Origin of the sequence: Azospirillum sp. BE72, assembly GCF_031455875.1 — a bacterium.
Taxonomy (GTDB): domain Bacteria; phylum Pseudomonadota; class Alphaproteobacteria; order Azospirillales; family Azospirillaceae; genus Azospirillum.
Genome location: NZ_JAVDTO010000011.1, coordinates 76462 through 94727, shown reverse-complemented (window position 1 = coordinate 94727; position 18266 = coordinate 76462). Strand labels below are relative to the sequence as shown.

Here is an 18266-nt window from a genome sequence, read left to right as displayed (position 1 = left end):
GGCAAAGCCTCTCCCCGATCAATGGCCTGACGGCCGGCAACCGGGTCGCCCACGCTGAAATTGCATACGCCAGTATTTTCGCTCGCGACTATGCGGTCAGTTATATCCCTCGCAACTTTCGGGTCAATGCCACAATTGTCGCATTTTGTTTCCGAACTGAAAGACGAGACGACACAGGGCGTTTCCAGACGATCGCATGTATTTCGACGGGTGCGGATGGAGCCGGCAGCCTCCCTATCACCTCCCTCAACTCTGCGCCGTCAGCACCACGCCAAGCACGACCAGCAGCGTGCCGATCAGGCGGGTCAGGCTCATGCTTTCGCCCAGCAGCAGGACTCCGAGCGCCAGCGTGACCAGGAAGCCCAACCCGACGAAGGGATAGGCCATTGTGACCTCGACCTTCGCCAGAACGGCCAGCCACACCACCATGCCCAGCCCGTAACAGGCGAGGCCGGTCAGGATATGCGGCGTGGCGACGACCGACAGGGCGATCCGCCCGGCCTCCCCCTGCGCCAGGGCGGTCGATACCGCCGGGCTGGACATGCCGATCTTCAGGGAAATCTGAGCGATGGCGGACAGCGTGACGCTCAACAGGATCAATCCGACGACAGCGATGGGCATGGGAACTCCGGCAGGATGGCGGAAGACAGGGGGCCGGCTGTTCAGGTCCGGCCGAAGACGAGCACGACGGCGCAGACCAGACCGATGGCGAGGCTCCACTTGTCGCGGGCGGCGAACACCACCGGATCGTCATGCATCAGCCCGCGGTGGGTCTGCAGCCACACCCGCCCGATCCAGAAAAGCAGAAGCGGGCAGATGATCCACAGCGCCTGCGGCTGGTCATAGATGCGTCCGACCTCCGGGCTGTTGATGTAGAGCGCCATCACCAGCACCGAAAGGAAGCCGGCGGAAACCCCGATGGACTGCAGGACCGGCATGTCGGCGGTCAGGTAGCCGCGCCCCTCCGCCTGCCCGAGCCCAAGCTTCACCATGCTGTCCATCTCCGAATAGCGCTTCACCATCGCCAGGCTGAGGAAGAGGAACATGGAAAAGGCCAGCAGCCAGAAGGACGGGACGATGGCCGTCGCCGTGGCGCCACCCAGCACGCGCAGCGAATAGAGCCCGGCCAGCAGCATCACGTCCCAGATCACCCGGTTCTTGGCGAACAGGTTGTAGAACAGCGACGAGGCGGCGTAGGTCCCCAGCGCCGCCAGGAACAGCGGCGGCAGGGTCAATGCCGACAGGACGACGCTCGCCAGCAGCAGGCCGGGGATCAGCGACAGGCCGAGGTCGAGCGGCAGATCCCCCGCGGCGAAGGGCCTACGGCACTTACGCGGATGGCGCCGGTCGGCGGGCAGGTCGAGCAGGTCGTTCAGCACATAGATGCTCGACGCGCACAGCCCGAAGGCGAGGAAGGCGGCGGCTGCCTGCAAGGTCGGACCGATCTCGCCCAGCTTCTGACCGGCGAGCAGGGGGACGAAGACCAGGAGGTTCTTCAGCCACTGGTGCAGGCGCAGCGCCCGCAGGATCAGCAGCAGGCGCGGGCGGCGCGGAGTTGCGATGGTTTCCATCGGGCACAGGGTCGCGGCATGGCGCACCACGGCGGCGGACGCGTCCACCGCGGTGCCGCGGCGGGCGGCGCGCCAGACGGCATAGTCGGCCTCGTCATTGCCGATGTAGTCGAAGATGCCGGACGGCACCTGCGCCCGGATCGCCGCCAGTTTGCGCTCGCTCTTCAGGTTGACGGCGTCGCTGCTGGCGAGAACCTGATCGAACAGGCCGAGATGGCGGGCGATGGCATCGGCGTAGCGGTGGTGTGCGGCGGTGGCCAGCACCAGCCGGCGGCCGCGTTCGCGCTCCGCCTGCAGCCGCTCCAGAACGGCTTGGTTGTAGACCAGACCCGCCGGATCGATGTCCACCCGCCGGGCCAGTTCCGCCTTCAGCCGCGCCTTGCCCCCGGCCAGCCAGACCGGCACCAGCAGCGCGGTCCAGGGCCGCGCCTTGATCAACCCGAACAGCGATTCGTAGAGCAAGTCGGTCCGCAGCAGCGTGCCGTCCAGGTCGACGAACAGCGGGGGCTCCGCGGCGACCGGCGATGCCGGCCGCTCGGCTCCGGCAGCCGAAGCAAAGGCTGCGACGTTCGGAACGGGAGCGGAAGCGGGAGCACTGGAAACGGCGGCACCTCCTTCGGCCGCCTCCCCCCGGCCCGGCCCGGACGTTGCGGTACGGTCAAGCCGGCCGGTCAGCACGCACACCAGCCCCAGCAGCATCAGCGTGGCGAAGAACAGGTAGGACTGCAGGAAGTTCAGCGGCGTCGCGGCCAGCGCGTTGACCGGCCAGAACAGCAGGTTGCCGGCCAACAAATAGGCGGTCGCCAGCAACGCGAAGGCCCCCGCAGGACGCCTCGCGCCTGGCTCCAGAAGGATGAGGAAGGCCAGCGCGAAGGCCGGCAGCAGGATGCCGTAGTGATGCACCCAGGCGACCGGAGAGCCGGTGGTGAAGCAGAGGCCGGCGACGGCGAAGGCGGCGATCCGGTCCGTGCCGCGGTCGTGGCGGCGCCACAGCAGGCCGAAGGCGAAGAAGGCGATGCCGGAAAGCTGCGTCGCAATGTGCACCACGGGGTGGTAGGGGGCGAAGGCCTCCGCCGACCAATCCAGATTGTTGCCGTTGTGCAGCAGGCGGTTGACCAGCCCGTTGACGGTCTGGTTGACGTGATAGCTCTCACCATGGCGGCCGATGAACAGCAGCACGTCAAGGTAATCGATCATCGGCGCGAAACCGTAGAGCAGGGTCGCCACCGCCACGCCGGGGACCACCACGGCCGCCCAGCCGGCCGCCATGCGCCAGTCCCCCCGCAGAACCGCCCAGGCCAGGAACAGCGACATCTGCGGCTTCATCAGCGTCGATGCGCCGAGCAGCGCGCCGCACAGCGCCCGGCGGTCGCGCAGCAGGGCGATGCAGGCGAAGACGAAGGCGGCATTCAACCAGACCTGCACCTGCCCCAGCGAAAAGGCTTTCAGCACCGGATAGAAGCACAGGGTCGCGGCGAAGCCGAACCCACCCAGCAGCACCTGGGTCACACGGTCGTCCCGCACACCAGGCAGGCGCAGCCATGCCGCCATCTCCAGCATCAGGATCGCCATGCCGGCCGCCGTCGCCAGAACGAACATCAGGTTGATGCGCTCGAACGCGGCGAGGTTCAGGATGCCGAACGCCTGCATCGCCTCCAGCGGCAGAAGCGATGTCACGGGATACTGGAACTTGATGCGCTGCTGGAAGAACACGCCTTCATAGACGTTTTCGCCGGGGCGGTCGTGCAGCCAGTTCAGCGCCGCGATCATCGGATCCCAGGAATCGACCGGAACCAGATCCGGATTTTCCAGCACGAACAGATTCTGGATGTCGGTCAGGTTGCTGGCATGGCCGCCACGGTGAAGCGCCAGCCCGAGCAGGCCGGTGGTCAGCACGACGAACAGCAGCGCCAGTACGACGACGCGCTGGATCCGCCCGGCTCGATGGACACCTGTTGGAAGGGATGTGATCGCGGGCTGCATGCTCATACTTGGCCATCCATCGGTTGCGTCGAGACGGTGCGTTTCCGCCGGCTCGACAAGCCGGCAGAGCAAAGAGGGCGCACACCACGGCGACGCGGCGCGCAATGCCCACGGCAGATGCGGTCGAAAAGCTTGACTGTTTTCAAAGGAGATAACAAATTGGCCACTGCGGCATTGCCGGGTGGCGCCGGCACTTCCTTTTTCAGCCCAACGGTATGGTTGAAAAATACATCACTGTTTTATTTTGAAAGTCTTCGATTTCGTGTGCGGCCGCCCATAATAGAGATATCGGCAACCTCGCGTTTTTCTGCTTTCTGCCCACGACCGGGCAGCGCGGACGTGGAAAGCCGCAGCACCAGGCGCCTGGACGGGGTGGAGATGCCTCCCCGCCGGGTTAAGACTTGGGCCGGGATGCGCCCGCAGGGTGGAGCGTTCCGCCGGATGTCGGGAAAATCCGGGTGGATGGGCTCACGAAAGGAGAATTGGCCGGCGCGAAGCGGCGGACGGCGCTCGGCCTTGGCCAGCGCGGAGATGCGCAGGAAGCGGGTTTCGGATACGTAGAGGGGCGGCCCGCGGGAACCCCGCCGGCCGCCCCTGTTGTCTACCGATAGGTTCGGATCAGACGTTCAACAGCAGGTTCTCGCGTTCCCACGAGCTGATGACGCGGTTGTAGGCCTCGTACTCCGCCTGCTTCACGCAGGTGACGGCGTCGATGAAACGTTCGCCGAGGATTTCCTTCAGCGGCTTGCAGGCGTTGAACTTGGTCAGCGCTTCCGACTGGTGGCGCGGCAGGGTGAAGGCGAGGCGATAGGCGGACCCCTTGATCGGGTCGTTCGGCTCCAGCCCCTGGGTCATGCCGATATAGCCGCAGGCCAGCGACGCGGCGATGGCGAGATAGGGGTTGGCGTCGGCGCCGGCCACCCGGTTCTCCACCCGGCGGGAGTCGGGCTGGGAGACCGGCACACGCAGGCCGGTGGTACGGTTGTCGCGGCCCCAATGCACGTTGATCGGCGCATCGGAGTTCGGGACCAGCCGGCGATAGCTGTTGACGTTGGGCGCCAGCAGCGGCATCGCGTAGGGCAGGTATTTCTGCAACCCGGCGATGTGCGCCATGAACAGGTCGCTGTCGGTGCCGTCGGGGTTGGCGAACAGGTTGCGGCCGCTGTCGGTGTCCACCACCGACTGGTGGATGTGCATGGCGCTGCCGGGTTCGCCCTGCATCGGCTTGGCCATGAAAGTGGCATAGATCTGGTGGCGGATCGCCGCCTCGCGCGCCGTGCGCTTGAACAGGAAGGCCTGGTCGGCCAGTTCCAGCGCGTCGCCGTGGTTGAAGTTGATCTCGATCTGGGCGGCGCCGGCCTCGTGGGTCAGCGTGTCGATGTCGATGTCCTGCTTCTCGCAGAAATCATAGACCGCCTCGAAGATCGGATCGAATTCATTGACGGCATCGATGCCGAAGGCCTGCCGGCCGCTTTCCATCCGGCCGTTGCGCCCGACCGGCGGCACCAGCGGGTAATCGGGGTCCTTGTTGACCTGGACCAGGAAGAATTCCAGTTCCGGCGCCACCATCGGCTTCCAGCCGCGCTCCTCGTACAGCGCCAGAATGCGCTTCAGCACATGGCGTGGCGAAACGTCCACCGGACGGCCGTCGGCATAGACGCAATCGGTGATGACCTGCGCCGTCGGCTCGTTGTACCAGGGGACGAAGCGGATCGTGCGTTCGTCCGGGATCATGTAGATGTCCGAATTCTCGTCCGACGTGATGTCCTCGTCGTCGGGAAATTCACCGGTCACGGTCTGGACGAAGATCGCCTCTGGCAGGCGCAGGCCGCGGTCGCGCAGGATGCGGAGGAACTTCTCGGCGGGGACGATCTTTCCCCGCGCGATGCCCGACATGTCGGGCACCAGGCATTCGACTTCGGTAATGCGGTTCTTCTTGATGAAGTCTTCCATAAAACCCATGGGTATGGCGGACCGCTCCGGGCGATGGGCAGCCCCCTCCGTGCTGTGGACGACAGCGACACTATGACGCCGTTCCGGCAGGCCGCGCCAGAGGGTTCAGCATGACCCTTCGGTGAAACATCCGCCTTTCCGTTGACCTCCCCATCGGCTGGGACTTAACTGCGGCCATGCCGAAAGCCTCATACCTGAACAGCTGGTACGCGGCCTCCGCCGCTCCCCGAGCCGACCGCCCGATCCTGGAAGGAGAGGTCGCCTGCGACGTCTGCATCGTCGGCGGCGGCTATACCGGCCTGACCGCGGCGCTGGAACTGGCGGAACGCGGCTTCGACGTGGTGCTGCTGGAGGCGGAGCGCTGCGGCTGGGGCGCTTCGGGCCGCAACGGCGGGCAGATCATCACCGGCTACAACAAGCCGATGGCGACCATCGAAAGCTGGGTCGGCAAGGAGGATGCGCGCCGCCTGTGGGAGTTCGGGGAGGAGGCGAAGACCCAGCTTGCCCAGCGGGTGGAACGCCACGCCATCGCCTGCGACCTGACCTGGGGCTTCGCCTATGCCGCGCTGAAACCCCGCCACATGCAGGACGTGGCCGCACTGGAGCGCGAGATGCGCGACGGCTACGGCTATGACCGGGTGCGGCGGCTGGACGGCGCCGGCATCCGCGAGCATGTCGGCAGCGAGGCCTATATCGGTGGCCTTCTGGACGAGGGCAGCGGCCATCTGCACCCGCTGAACTACGCGCTCGGCCTCGCCCGCGCCGCCGATGCCGCCGGGGTGCGCATCTTCGAGAACAGCCGCGCCATAGCCATGGACAGCGGAGCGGCCCCATCCGTCAGCACCGGGCGCGGCCGGGTGACGGCGAAGCACCTGATTCTGGCCGGGAACGCCTATCTCGGCGGGTTGGTGCCGACGCTCGATCGCACCATCATGCCGGTGGCGACCTACATGATCGCCACCGAACCGTTGGGCGAGGAGCGAGCGCTCGCTCTATTGCCGACCAACATCGCGGTTTCGGACATGAAGTTCTCGCTCGATTACTTCCGCCGTTCCGCCGACCACCGGCTGCTGTTCGGCGGCGGCGTCAGCTATTCCGGGGTGGACGCGCCGGGGCTGAAGCAGGCAATGCGGCTGAAGATGCTGGCGATCTATCCGGAGTTGAAGGACGCCCGCATCGATTACTTCTGGGGCGGGCGGGTCGCCATCACCATGAACCGCATGCCGCATCTGGGCCGGCTGTCGCCGACGACGCTGTACGCCCACGGCTATTCCGGCCATGGCGTGGCGCTGGCCGGCATGGCCGGCCGGGTGATGGCGGAGGCGGTCGGCGGCAACGCCGGGCGATTCGACGTGTTCGCCCGCATTCCCCACACGCCCTTCCCCGGCGGGCGGCGGTTCCGCACCCCGGCGCTGGTCCTCGCAATGATGTGGTTCCGTCTGCGCGATCTGCTGTAGGCTGGGGATGCAATCCGCAGTCTTCCCCCTCCCCCGCTCCTTCATACTGCCGAGTACCGCCCCCGCCCATGACCGACACCTCCAGCAGCGACGAGACCACCCCCTCTTCGGAGACCGCCCCGGCCGCGGATGCCGCCCCGGACGATGCCGTCGCTGAAAAGGCCGCGCAGGAGAATGTGCTGGTCCAGCCGATGCGGGACACGCATTTCGACTTCCAGCACAAGGTGTTCAGCCTGCCCGGCGCCTTCTTCTGCCAGGAGCCGAACAGCAAGGAGCCGGTGCTGAACATCCTGCTGGGCGATCTGAAGGCGACGCTGGCCTTTCCCACCCTGCTCGAATCCTTCCAGATCGAGGACGGCACCCACGACGCCCGCCTGCTGGAGATCATCGAACAGGGGCTGGCCTTCGTGAAGCTGATCCGGCCGGGTGAGGAAATCCCGGGCGAGTTGCTGGACGGCCGCGCCTCCTGGTCGGTGGAGGACAAGCACCGCGTCATCGCCAAGGGCCGGCTGACCGTGCAGATCGTCTCGTCCTTCACCGGCAACGAGCTGATCGTGTCGGACATCGACGAGCTGGAGCAGTTGGTCGAGGATCCGCAGACGAAGGAACGGATGAAGGCCGCCTTCGCCAAGATCGCCGAACGGCTGAAGCTGACCAACGACTATGAACAGTACCTGACCGACCGCATCGACGATCTGGCGCAGGAGTTGTCCTACATCGAGGCGCTGCGCGATCGTTTCAAGCACATCCGCCGCATCGATCAGGCGATGGCGAAGCTCGCCACCATCTACCGTACCGACCGGACCTTCTGCAGCGAGTTGAACCGGATGCAGGGGCTGATCCGCAAGCCCTTGCGCGAGTACGACCTGATCTTCGACCAGGCCGACGCCCAGACCGGCGACATCGTCGGCGCGCTGCGCAACTTCCACCCCACCATCCAGTTCATCCGCAAGATCCGCGACGACCTGCGCGCCAAGCTGCTGGAATGGGAGGAACTGCTGCAGGGCTGGGACGAGGTCACGATGGAACGCTCGCCGAAGGTGGAGGCGTTGCAGAAGCAGACCTACCGGTTCCTGGCGAGCCGGTACATCGAGACGACGGTTTGGAAGCGGGGGGGATGAGGATTGGGAGGTGTCGGGGGTGCGGAGTCAGACCCCCACCTTAATCCTCCCCCGCTGGGCGGGGGAGGAGATCAGTGCTGTATCGGAAGAGCGGCGGCAGTCCCTCCCCCGTCCAGCTCTCGCACAAAGCTTTGCTTTGTGCTGACGCGGCAGGCGGACCGTAGGTCCGCCGAGAGCGAGGGAGGATAGGTGGGGGTCTAACTCCGCACTCACCCCCTCACGCCACCCCCCGCAATTCCTCCGCCGCACTCAAGTCCACACTGACCAGCTGCGACACGCCGCGCTCCACCATGGTCACGCCGAACAGCCGGTCGACGCGCGCCATGGTCAGGCGGTGGTGGGTGATGATCAGGAAACGGGTGTCGCCTTCGCGGGCGATGTCCTCCACCAGATCGCAGAAGCGCCCGACATTCGCCTCGTCCAGCGGGGCGTCCACCTCGTCCAGCACGCAGATCGGCGCCGGGTTCGACCGGAAGACGGCGAACAGCAGCGACAGCGCGGTCAAGGCCTGCTCGCCGCCCGACAGCAGCGAGAGCACCTGCAGCTTCTTGCCCGGCGGGCTGGCGTAGATCTCCAGCCCGGCGTTCAGCGGATCCTCGGCGTTGACCAGTTCCAGATAGGCCTTGCCGCCGCCGAACAGGCGGGTGAACAGCTCCTGGAAGTCGCGGTTGACCACGTCGAAGCTGGCGACCAGCCTTTCGCGCGCCTCGCGGTTCAGGCTGGAAATGCCCTGGCGCAGGCGGGCGATGGCGGCGGTCAGATCCTCGCGCTCGCCATGCAGGCCGGTGATCTGGGTTTCAAGCTCCTGCGCCTCGATCTCGGCGCGCAGGTTGACCGGCCCCATGTTCTCGCGTTCGCGCGTCAGCTTATCGAGCCGGGCTTCCACCGCCGCCGCATCGGGCATCGGTTCGGCGGGGTCGAGGTCGGCGGCGGCGCGGGTGTCCTCCGGGCGGCAGTCCAACCGTTCGGCGATGCGCTCAGTCAGGGTGCGTTCCTGCTGGAGAGCGGCGGACACTGCGGCCTCGGCACGGGCGCGTGCCTCGCGGCCGTCAGCCAGCGCCGCTTCGGCATCGTGCAGCGCCTGTTCGTTCTCCGCCAGCCGGGACTCGGCCTCGGCCAGCCCATCGGCGGCGCGCTTGCGGTCGCGCTCCGCCATGGCGATCCGATTAAGCAAATCCTGGCGCTCCGCCGCGATCGCCGCCGGTCGTCCGGACAACTGGGCAAGTTCCCCTTCGGCCTCCTCCGCGCGCTGGCGCAGCTCCGCCACCCGTCCCCCGGCCCCGGCAGAGCGGGTGTCCCATGACGTGGTTTCGGCCTGGATGGCGTCCAGGCGCTGGCGCCGGGCCTGTGCCTCGCGCGTCAGGCGGTCGACGGCATTCTGCCGCTCGGCCAGCACGGCACGGCGTTCGGCCAACGCGGCGCGCTGGTCGTTTACCCGCTCCCGCCCTTCGCGCGGGTCCGGCAGCGATTCCAGCAGTTCCAGCGCTTCGTCGCGGCGGGCGGCGACCTCGCGCTCGTCGGCGGCGAGCCGCTCGACGGCCTCCGTCAATGCCGCAAGGCGCGAGGATGCGGCATCGGCCTCGCGCGCCAGCTTGGCGTAGCGGTCGCGGGCGGCGTTCAGCGTCGCGAAGCCTTCGCGCACGGCATCGCGGGCACGGCGGTCGGCCTGGGCCGCCTCTTCGACGGCCAGTTTCGCGGCGTCCAGCGTCTCGCGTGCCAGATCGACCCGTTCCTCGGCAAGCTCCAGCTCGCCGCGCAGTTCGGCCAGCCGGTTGCGCTGCTTCAGGCGGACGGCCGCGGCGGTCGGAGCGCCGGCCTGAACGGTCAGACCGTCCCAGCGCCACGCCCCGCCGTCCCGGCTGACCAGCACTTGCCCCGGCGCCAGCGTCGCGGCCAACGCTCCGGCAGCGGCGGCATCGTCGACCACCCCGACATGGACGAGAGCGCGGGCGGCAGCCCGCGGCCCCTCCACACGGCTCGACAACGGCTCCACCCCATCCGGCAGCGGCGCCACCGAGCCATAGGCCGGCAGCGTACGCCAATGCACCGGCGCCTCCTCGTCCAAGGGAGCGGTCAGCGCGTCGCCGAGCGCGGCGGCCAGCGCCCCCTCATAGCCAGGCGACACCGCCACCGCATCGACCAGCGGCGGGAACGGCCCGCCAGCCCCGGCCTCCAGCAATTCGGCCAGCGCGCGTTCCTCGGCATGCAGCTTGGCACGGGCGGATTCGGCGGCGGACAGCGCCTCACGGGCGCGGGATTGGGCCGGTTCGGCCTCCGCCTTCGCCTGTTCAGCGGCCTCGGCCGCCTCGCGGGCCTGCTCCAACCGCTGTTCGGCAAGCTCCACCGCCAGTTCGGCGTCCGACAGGTCGGCGCGGGCGGCAATCTCCGCCTCCAGGGCGGCGCGCTGGGCCTGCTGTTCGGCCAGCCGCTTGGCAAGTCCGGCGGCGCGGGTTTCCAGTTCGGCGGCCTGACGCTGGGTGGCGGCGCGGCGTGCCTCGTCGGTGGCGACCGCTTCGGTCAGGCGGGTCAGTTCGCGGTCGAGGGCATCGACCTGCTCGCGTGCCTCGGCCAGCGTGTCCGCCGCGGCTTCCTCCAGCATCTCCTCGTCGGACTGGGCGGCGATCAGGCGGTCGCGCTCGGCCATCAGCCGGACCAGCGCCTCCCCGGCATCGGCGGCCAGTGCCTCCTCGCGGCCGAGGTCGCCGGCGATCTGGCGCAGCCGGGACTCCAAGGCGCGCTGCTGGTCGGCGACGCGCTTCTCCTCGGCGTCCAGCTGTTCGCGGGCGATCACCAGCCGTTGCAAGGCGGAAGCCGCGCGCGCCTCGTCCTGGCGCTTCTCCGGCAGGCCGGCGGCGGCGTCCGTCCGCCGCGCAGTCAGCTGGTTGACGGAGAGCATGCGGTCGCGCACCGCCGCCTCTGCCGTTGCGAAGGCGGCATGGGCGCGGGCGCGCTCCTCCTGGGCGGCGATCCAGCGCAGGTGCCACAGCACGGCTTCCGCCTTGCGGATCTGGTCGGACAGGTTGCGGTAGCGGGATGCCTGACGCGCCTGCTTCTTCAGGCTTTGCAGCTGGGTGTCCATCGCCCCGATGACATCGTCGAGGCGGGTCAGGTTGCCCTCCGCCGCCTTCAGCCGCAACTCTGCCTCGTGCCGGCGGGAATGCAGGCCGGTGATGCCGGCGGCCTCCTCCAACAGGGCACGGCGGTCCTGCGGCTTGGCGGAGATGATCTGCGCGACCTTGCCCTGGCTGACCAGGGCCGGCGACGCGGCACCCGAGGCGTTGTCGGCGAACAGCAGCTGGACGTCGCGCGCCCGCACCAGCTTGCCATTGATGCGGTAGTCGGAACCGGAGCCGCGCTCGATCCGCCGGGTGATCTCCAGCTCGTCATGCTCGTTGAAGCCGGCGGGCGCGGTGCGCGACCGGTTGTCCACCGCCAGCGTCACCTCGCCCAGGTTTCGCGCCGGCCGGCTGGAGGTGCCGCCGAAGATGACGTCGTCCATGTCGCCGCCGCGCATGCGCTTGGCCGACGTCTCGCCCATCACCCAGCGCAGCGCCTCCACCAGATTGGACTTGCCGCAGCCGTTGGGGCCGACGATCCCGGTCATGCCGGGTTCGATGACCAGTTCCGTGGCATCGACGAAAGACTTGAAACCCGACAGGCGGAGACGCGTGAACTGCACTGGGGAAGAACCTTTGGTGTACTGGGCTTTGATGAGGTGCTGGCGTTGGGTGGCGAAGTGTCGGCTTCGAATGCCCCCACCTATCCTCCCCCGCTCTCGGCGGACCTACGGTCCGCCTGCCGCGTCAGCACAAAGCAAAGCTTTGTGCGAGAGCTGGGCGGGGGAGGGACTGCCGCCACTTTCCCGCTTAAGTACCGATCCCCTCCCCCGCCCAGCGGGGGAGGGTTAGGGTGGGGGTCTAATGCAGGCGCTTACTTCAACAGCTTGTCGATTTCCTTCGAGAACTCTTCGAACGACTGGGCGCCTTCGATGCGGGCCTTGCCGTCGTTGAGGATGAAGGTGGGGGTGGCTTCGATCTTGAACTGGTTCTGACCGGTCAGGCGGGTGTTCAGGATGGCGTCGGCCAGCTCCTTGTTGGCGAGGCAGGCGTCGATCGTCTCCTGGGTCATGCCGGCCAGCTTGCCGTACTGCGCCAGCGCCTTGGCCGGATCGGAGGAACGGCTCCAGTTCGGCTGGCTTTTGAACAGGACGTCGGTCAGCGCGAAATACCGCTCGGGCGGGGCGCAGTGGGCCAGCATGCTGGCGCTGAGCGCGGCCTGATCGAAGGGGAAGTCACGGAAGACCAGCTTGGCCTTGCCGGTGTCGATGTAGGCTTCCTTGATCTTCGGCAGCACGTTGACGTGGAAATTGGCGCAGTGCGAGCAGGTCATCGACGAATAGTCGAGGATCGTCACCGGCGCCTTCGGGTCGCCCAACACGCGCTCGGCCATCATCTCCGAAACCGGCGGCAGGGTGGCCGCGGCCTGTGCGGCCGTGGACGCCGCAGTCATGGCGGTGCCGAACGCGGCGGTGAAGCCGATGGCCAGAAGACCGGCGATTCCCAAAATTTTGCGGTTCACTTTGCCCTCGTTCCTACCAGATGTTGACGTATAGACAATGACGTACCGATGCGTCCAGCAAGCCGGCTATCGCGCGGCGCGTTTCGGCCGGGCCATCAGCGAGCGGCCGAAGCGTTCCAACGTGGCTCGCAGTTCCTCGTCCTCGACCGCCGCGGTGGTGGTGGTGATGCCGATCTCCTCGTCCATCGTCAGGGCGCGGGGGCGCACCACCGGCGAAGGGGTGGACGGCAGCGCTGCGTGGATCAGCTTGATCTTCGCCACGGCGCGATAGCCGAAGAAACTGTTGATGCGCTCGATGATCTGCGGTTCCAGATGCTGCAGTTCCAGCGCGATGGCGCCCATAGCGCGGATGTGCAGCGTAGCCTCCTCGCGCTTGCCGCGGGGAAAGCTGAGCTTGTCGGGCGCCGTGCGCAGCGACAGCTGGTGGCCGACGATGGACGGCCAGTCGGTGATCAGCGCGCCGAAGGCAAGTCCGCGCTTGCCCAGCACCTTGCCGGCGACCTCCGGAACGGATTGGCCGATGCGACGCGGTCCGCTCATGCTCTGCGATCACTCCTGTGCGGCCCCGGTCCGGGAACCGGTTCCGGGTCATGTGGGATGGCGGCACCCTAGCGCAAGCGTGGGCCGATGCCCAGCATCCGGCCGGGGATATCGCCAGCTCCCTTCCCCAGACGCTCCCGGCCCTCTATTTCTTCCCATCATGATTCCAAATTCGATCGAGGCCGCCCGGCGGCTGCTGTCCTGGTACGACCGCCACCGCCGCGACCTGCCCTGGCGCGCCAAGCCGGGGGAGACAGCCGATCCCTACCGGGTCTGGCTGTCGGAAATCATGCTGCAGCAGACCACCGTGCCCGCCGCCGCCCCTTATTTCCGCAACTTCACCGAACGGTGGCCAACCGTGCGCGATCTGGCCGATGCGCCGCTGGACGACGTGCTGGTGGCCTGGGCCGGGCTCGGCTACTACGCGCGCGCCCGCAACCTGCATAAATGCGCCCGCGTGGTGGCGGACGGGCAAGGCGGGCATTTTCCCGGCGACGAGGCGGCGCTGTTGGATCTGCCGGGCATCGGCGCCTACACGGCTGCCGCCATCACCTCCATCGCCTTCGACCGCAAGGCGACCGTGGTGGACGGCAATGTCGAGCGGGTGATCGCCCGCATCTTCGCGGTGGAGGAGCCTCTGCCCAATGCCAAGCCGACCCTGCGGCGGCTGGCGGCCACCCTGACGCCGGATTTCCGACCCGGCGACTATGCCCAGGCGATGATGGACCTGGGTGCCACCATCTGCACCCCGCGCAAACCGAAATGCATGCTGTGCCCGTGGGCGGAGTATTGCGAGGCGCGCGCCGCCGGCATCGCCGAAAGCCTGCCGCGCAAGGCGGCCAAGGGCGAGAAGCCGACCCGGCGCGGCGTCGCCTATTGGCTGCTGAACCCCGACGGCGCCGTCCTGCTGCGCCGCCGGGCGGAGGAAGGTCTGCTGGGCGGCATGGCGGAGGTGCCGTCGACCGCCTGGGGACCGGAACTGCCCGGAGAGGCCGCGGTCGCAGCCCAACAACCCCTGCCCGCGCGCTGGCGCCGGCTGCCGGGACTGGTCCGCCATACATTCACCCATTTTCACCTTGAGCTTGAGGTGGTCGCCGCCCAGGCCGGTCCGGACTGGCAGCGGGCCGATGGAAACTGGGTGCCGGTGGACCGCCTGGGCGATCATGCGTTGCCGTCGGTGATGGTGAAGGTGGTGCGCCACGCGCTTGCCAATGCGTGACGGACCGGCTGCCTGGCCGATTGCGTGATGGAGTGCCGATGGGAATGCCGCGTGCCGTAACGACCGTTCTGTTCGTCCTCCTGGCCTTGACCGGGGTTGCGCAGGCGGACCCGCCCGGGAAGGAAGGACAGTCGGGCGTGGCGCTGGTGCTGGCGCTCGACGGGTCGGCCTCCATCACGACCGGCGATCTGGAATTCCAGTTGCAGGGCCATGCCGCCGCCTTCCGCGATCCGGCGGTGGCCGAAGCGCTCGCTTCGGCACGGGCGCGGGTGACGCTGGCCGCCTATTCGGGGCCGAACAGCCTGAAGGTTCTGATCCCCTGGACGGCTCTGGCCAAGCCGGAGGATGCCGGGCGCTTCGCAGGCCGCATCGACGCCCTGCCCCGCGGCTTCCAGGGCGACTCGACGGCCATCGGCAGCGCCATCCTGGAGGCGGCGAAGCTGTTCGACCGCGGCGGCAAGGCGCCACGGCAGGTGATCGATCTGGTCTCCAACGGCTTTTCCAACGGCGGGATCGACCCGGCCGAGGCCCGCGACCGGGTGACGAAGCGCGGAATCATCGTCAACGGCCTCGCCATCCTCGACGAATTCTCCTGGCTGGAGGAGTATTTCGAGGAGAACGTGATCGGCGGTCCGGGAAGCTTCGTGAAAAGCGCCATGGACAAGGAGAGCTTCGTCGCCGCACTGCGGCAGAAGCTGATCCTTGAAATGGTCGCCCTGCCCGATCACATGCCACGCCAAAGCGCCGCCATCCCATAGGCGGCCGATAAGATTCTGAGGAGCGGGACAGTTGGAAAGCGTCGATTTCCTGGTGGTCGGGGCCGGCATCGCCGGTGCGTCGGCGGCCTATGAGCTGGCTGCGCAGGGCCGGGTGCTGGTGTTGGAGCGCGAGTCGCAGCCGGGCTATCACTCCACCGGCCGGTCCGCGGCGCTCTACACCCAGACCTACGGTCCGGCGCCGATCCGCGCCCTGACGGTGGCGAGCTGGGATTTCTACACCGAACCGCCCGCCGGCTTTGCCGAACACGAACTGCTGACGCCCCGCGGCGTGCTGATCATCGGCCGCGACCACGAGATCGAACGGCTGGATGCAGAGTATGAGCAGGGCCGCCGCCTGACCCCGTCGGTCGAACGTTACGACCGCGAACAGGTGCTTGCCCGCGCACCCTTCCTGCGCGCGGATTATGTGGCCGGCGGCGTGTGGGAGCCGGACGCCCGCGACATCGACGTTCACGCCCTGCATCACGGCTTTCTCCGCGGGCTGAAGGCTCGCGGCGGCCGGGTGGTGACCGATGCCGAAGTGCGAGCGCTCGCTCGCCGAGACGGCCTGTGGGTGGCGGAGACCAGCGCCGGCAGCTTCGCGGCGCCGGTGGTGGTGAACGCCGCCGGGGCCTGGGCCGACGAGTTGGCGAAGCTGGCCGGAGTCTCCACCGTCGGGCTGATGCCGAAGCGGCGCACGGCCATCACCTTCGACCCGGTTTTCGAGAATCCGGCCGACAAGGCGGGGCTGGACGGCTGGCCGATGGTGTCGGACGTGGCCGAAACCTTCTACGTCAAGCCCGATGCCGGCCGTCTTCTGGCCTCCCCCGCCGACCAGACGCCGGTCGAGCCCTGCGACGTGCAGCCCGAGGACATCGACGTCGCCCTGACGGTGGACCGGCTGGAACAAGCGTCGCGATTCTCCGTTCGGAGATTGGCCCACCGCTGGGCGGGACTGCGCAGCTTCGTGGCGGACAAGGTGCCGGTCGTGGGTTTCGCGCCCGATGCAGAGGGGTTCTTCTGGCTGGCCGGTCAGGGCGGCTACGGCATCCAGACCGCGCCGGCCATGGGGCGGGTGGCGGCCGGGCTCGCCACCGGACGAGGCCTGCCGGAGGATGTCCGTACGTTGGGTGTCGCCGAGTCCGACCTGTCGCCGGCCCGGCTGCGGTAAACGACTGCGGGATATGGGGAGGCGTGCGATGACTGTGCGTCGGATGATGGGGCGTCGGATGATGGAGCGTCGGATGGCGGAGAGCGGGCCGGCCCGCCGGCTTCTGACCGTGGCTTCGCTCGCCGTCGCCGGGGCTTTGGCCGGCTGTGCCAACCCGGCGGCGGACGAGGCGCTGGTGGCGCAGACCGCGCTGATCGGCCTGCCGAAGGAAACCCTGCTGTCCTGCGCCGGCGTGCCGGAACGTCAGGCCACGGTCGACAATCGCGAGTTCTTCACCTACCGCAGTTCCCGCCTGGTGTCCTACCCCAGCCCACCGCCCCTGGGTTATTACGGCGGCTGGGGATGGCCCCATTACGGTTACGGCTATGGCTGGCCGGCATATGGTTATGAAGTCAACAGCTTCGACTGTGAAGCAACCTTCAGTTTGAGAAACGGCGTCGTCGAACGCGTGGTGTATGGTGGCGCATCGGGTGGGTCGGCACGACTTGGCCAATGCTATGCCATCGTCCAGAACTGCATGGCGCTGGTTCCGCAGCGAACGATCAAACCAACCCCTTGATTTCCTTGTCCATGCGACAACTCGTCACTGTTGCATAGCTGCTGCATGAGGAGAGGAAGGGTTGTAGCCCCCCTAGTACCCGTACACGGTGTCTGGTAATAGCTCCATCGGCTGATGCCACAGAACAGCAACAACGCATTGCCTGGAGCAGACCCCATGACCATCCTGTCGCGCGCCGCCGCCGCCCTGCTGGCGACCTCGGCCCTTGTCGCCATCGCTTCCCCGTCGCTCGCTCAGGACTTCAAGGGCAAGTCGGCCGGCGACATCGTCGTCCGTGCGCGCGGCCTGGCCGTGCTGCCGCAGGAAAATGGCACGCTGAACAACAGCGCGCTGGGCGACATCGGGTCGGCCAAGGTCGGCAACGACTACATTCCCGAAGTCGACTTCTCCTACTTCTTCACCGACAACATCGCCGCCGAGCTGATCGCCGGCACCAGCCGCCACAAGGTCCGCGGCAACCTGCTGCCGGCGCTGGGCAACGGCATCGATGTCGGCAAGGTCTCCCTGCTGCCGCCGACTCTGACGGTGCAGTACCACTTCATGCCGAAGGAGCGCATCAGCCCCTACGTTGGCGCCGGCATCAACTACACCCTGTTCTACAACGAGGATGCGGCCAACAACCCGAACGCCGGCGGCCTGCGCGTCACCGACGTCGAGTACAAGAACCGCTTCGGCTGGGCCCTGCAGGCCGGTGTCGACGTCGCCCTGACCGGCAATTGGTCGCTGAACGTCGACGTCAAGAAGATCTTCCTGAAGACCGACGTCACCGCGACCGTCAACGGCGCGCTGCCGGTCACCTCGAAGGTCACGCTGGACCCGTGGCTGGTCGGCGTCGGCATCGGCTACCGCTTCTAAAGATTACCTCGGAGCACAGTGTAAACTGCCGCTTCTGAACGACGGCGGACTCCTTGTGAGTCCGCCGTTTTTCGTGGTCTACGGCGCATGGTACGGGCATACCCTCGTCGGCGCCGGAGCGCACCACGGCGGGGACGTAAACAAATGCCCCCATTGTATCGTCTCGGAATTGTGCAGTTCGTGAACGGGGAGCGGCTGCCGATGCTCATCGACCAGAGGGATGGGCGCCCAGCGTACCTACCCACCCTGTAGTGTTTGACGATGCTGAGCATCCACGCGGGCTAGCGCTCGGTCACCGGAACCGCACGCCGACAGGGTCAGTCCGCCTGGACCGCAATCCAAGCGCTGGGCGGCGGAACCTTCGTCGTCGCCTGAACGCTCAGCCGCCGCCAGGCCGGTGAGCAATTACCATACGAGAAATGGCGAGAACGCCATTTCCCGACCGTTCAAGGGAGGCCGCGTCAGTCAGCAGCACCCCATTGGACGGGGAACGGGGACCAC

The 18266-nt window shown here is 67.5% G+C and carries 13 protein-coding genes; 7 read left to right on the top strand and 6 right to left on the bottom strand.

Annotated elements, in window-relative coordinates; all coding sequences use genetic code 11:
* Nucleotides 1-246: 246 nt before the first annotated feature.
* The 3 genes from J2Y49_RS22600 to J2Y49_RS22590 form a co-directional block, all read right to left on the bottom strand.
* Entirely contained in the window at nt 247-621 is a 375-nt protein-coding gene (locus tag J2Y49_RS22600; protein WP_149225670.1) for an EamA family transporter, read from the bottom strand.
* Nucleotides 622-662: 41 nt separating this feature from the next.
* Complete coding sequence (locus tag J2Y49_RS22595) at nt 663-3560, bottom strand: UbiA family prenyltransferase (protein WP_310117215.1); 2898 nt, start codon at nt 3558-3560, stop codon at nt 663-665.
* Between the two features lie 612 nt (nt 3561-4172).
* Complete coding sequence (locus tag J2Y49_RS22590; protein ID WP_310117214.1) at nt 4173-5516, bottom strand: glutamine synthetase family protein; 1344 nt, start codon at nt 5514-5516, stop codon at nt 4173-4175.
* A 167-nt stretch (nt 5517-5683) separates the two neighbouring features.
* Between J2Y49_RS22590 and J2Y49_RS22585 the strand changes: the two genes are divergently transcribed.
* Together J2Y49_RS22585 and J2Y49_RS22580 are read left to right on the top strand one after the other, a co-directional pair.
* Nucleotides 5684-6964, top strand: coding sequence for an FAD-binding oxidoreductase (locus J2Y49_RS22585; RefSeq protein WP_310117212.1), 1281 nt, complete (start codon nt 5684-5686; stop codon nt 6962-6964).
* Between the two features lie 68 nt (nt 6965-7032).
* A complete protein-coding gene (locus J2Y49_RS22580; RefSeq protein WP_310117210.1) occupies nt 7033-8085 on the top strand; it encodes a hypothetical protein in 1053 nt (350 codons plus the stop codon).
* Nucleotides 8086-8302: 217 nt separating this feature from the next.
* On the opposite strand, the gene smc is transcribed toward J2Y49_RS22580, so the two are convergent.
* The 3 genes from smc to J2Y49_RS22565 all read right to left on the bottom strand — a co-directional run bounded on the left by smc (nt 8303) and on the right by J2Y49_RS22565 (nt 13203).
* Nucleotides 8303-11764, bottom strand: coding sequence for a chromosome segregation protein SMC (smc, locus tag J2Y49_RS22575; RefSeq protein ID WP_310117207.1), 3462 nt, complete (start codon nt 11762-11764; stop codon nt 8303-8305).
* 251 nt (nt 11765-12015) lie between these two features.
* Nucleotides 12016-12663 carry a DsbA family protein gene (locus J2Y49_RS22570; RefSeq protein ID WP_310117205.1) on the bottom strand — a complete coding sequence of 216 codons (648 nt, stop codon included), beginning with the start codon at nt 12661-12663 and terminating at the stop codon, nt 12016-12018.
* Nucleotides 12664-12729: 66 nt separating this feature from the next.
* Entirely contained in the window at nt 12730-13203 is a 474-nt protein-coding gene (locus J2Y49_RS22565) for a DciA family protein (RefSeq protein ID WP_310117204.1), read from the bottom strand.
* A 160-nt stretch (nt 13204-13363) separates the two neighbouring features.
* Between J2Y49_RS22565 and mutY the strand changes: the two genes are divergently transcribed.
* From mutY to J2Y49_RS22540, 5 genes are all read left to right on the top strand, one after another.
* Nucleotides 13364-14422, top strand: a complete 1059-nt coding sequence (mutY, locus tag J2Y49_RS22560) for an A/G-specific adenine glycosylase (RefSeq protein WP_310117202.1) — start codon at nt 13364-13366, stop codon at nt 14420-14422.
* A gap of 38 nt (nt 14423-14460) precedes the next feature.
* Entirely contained in the window at nt 14461-15180 is a 720-nt protein-coding gene (locus tag J2Y49_RS22555) for a DUF1194 domain-containing protein (protein ID WP_310117201.1), read from the top strand.
* A 31-nt stretch (nt 15181-15211) separates the two neighbouring features.
* Complete coding sequence (locus J2Y49_RS22550) at nt 15212-16351, top strand: FAD-dependent oxidoreductase (protein ID WP_310117199.1); 1140 nt, start codon at nt 15212-15214, stop codon at nt 16349-16351.
* A 28-nt stretch (nt 16352-16379) separates the two neighbouring features.
* A complete protein-coding gene (locus J2Y49_RS22545) occupies nt 16380-16910 on the top strand; it encodes a hypothetical protein (RefSeq protein ID WP_310117196.1) in 531 nt (176 codons plus the stop codon).
* 156 nt (nt 16911-17066) lie between these two features.
* The gene (locus tag J2Y49_RS22540; RefSeq protein ID WP_310117195.1) at nt 17067-17765 is read left to right on the top strand and encodes an OmpW family outer membrane protein; all 699 of its coding nucleotides are present in this window, start codon (nt 17067-17069) and stop codon (nt 17763-17765) included.
* The last annotated feature ends 501 nt before the right edge of the window (nt 17766-18266 follow it).

Coding starts and splice junctions, on each gene's coding strand:
- J2Y49_RS22545 (WP_310117196.1), top strand. CDS start 16,380: ATGACTGTGCGTCGGATGATGGGGCGTCGGATGATGGAGCGTCGGATG.
- J2Y49_RS22590 (WP_310117214.1), bottom strand. CDS start 5,516: ATGGGTTTTATGGAAGACTTCATCAAGAAGAACCGCATTACCGAAGTC.
- mutY (WP_310117202.1), top strand. CDS start 13,364: ATGATTCCAAATTCGATCGAGGCCGCCCGGCGGCTGCTGTCCTGGTAC.
- J2Y49_RS22595 (WP_310117215.1), bottom strand. CDS start 3,560: ATGAGCATGCAGCCCGCGATCACATCCCTTCCAACAGGTGTCCATCGA.
- J2Y49_RS22540 (WP_310117195.1), top strand. CDS start 17,067: ATGACCATCCTGTCGCGCGCCGCCGCCGCCCTGCTGGCGACCTCGGCC.
- J2Y49_RS22600 (WP_149225670.1), bottom strand. CDS start 621: ATGCCCATCGCTGTCGTCGGATTGATCCTGTTGAGCGTCACGCTGTCC.
- J2Y49_RS22555 (WP_310117201.1), top strand. CDS start 14,461: ATGGGAATGCCGCGTGCCGTAACGACCGTTCTGTTCGTCCTCCTGGCC.
- J2Y49_RS22565 (WP_310117204.1), bottom strand. CDS start 13,203: ATGAGCGGACCGCGTCGCATCGGCCAATCCGTTCCGGAGGTCGCCGGC.
- J2Y49_RS22585 (WP_310117212.1), top strand. CDS start 5,684: ATGCCGAAAGCCTCATACCTGAACAGCTGGTACGCGGCCTCCGCCGCT.
- J2Y49_RS22580 (WP_310117210.1), top strand. CDS start 7,033: ATGACCGACACCTCCAGCAGCGACGAGACCACCCCCTCTTCGGAGACC.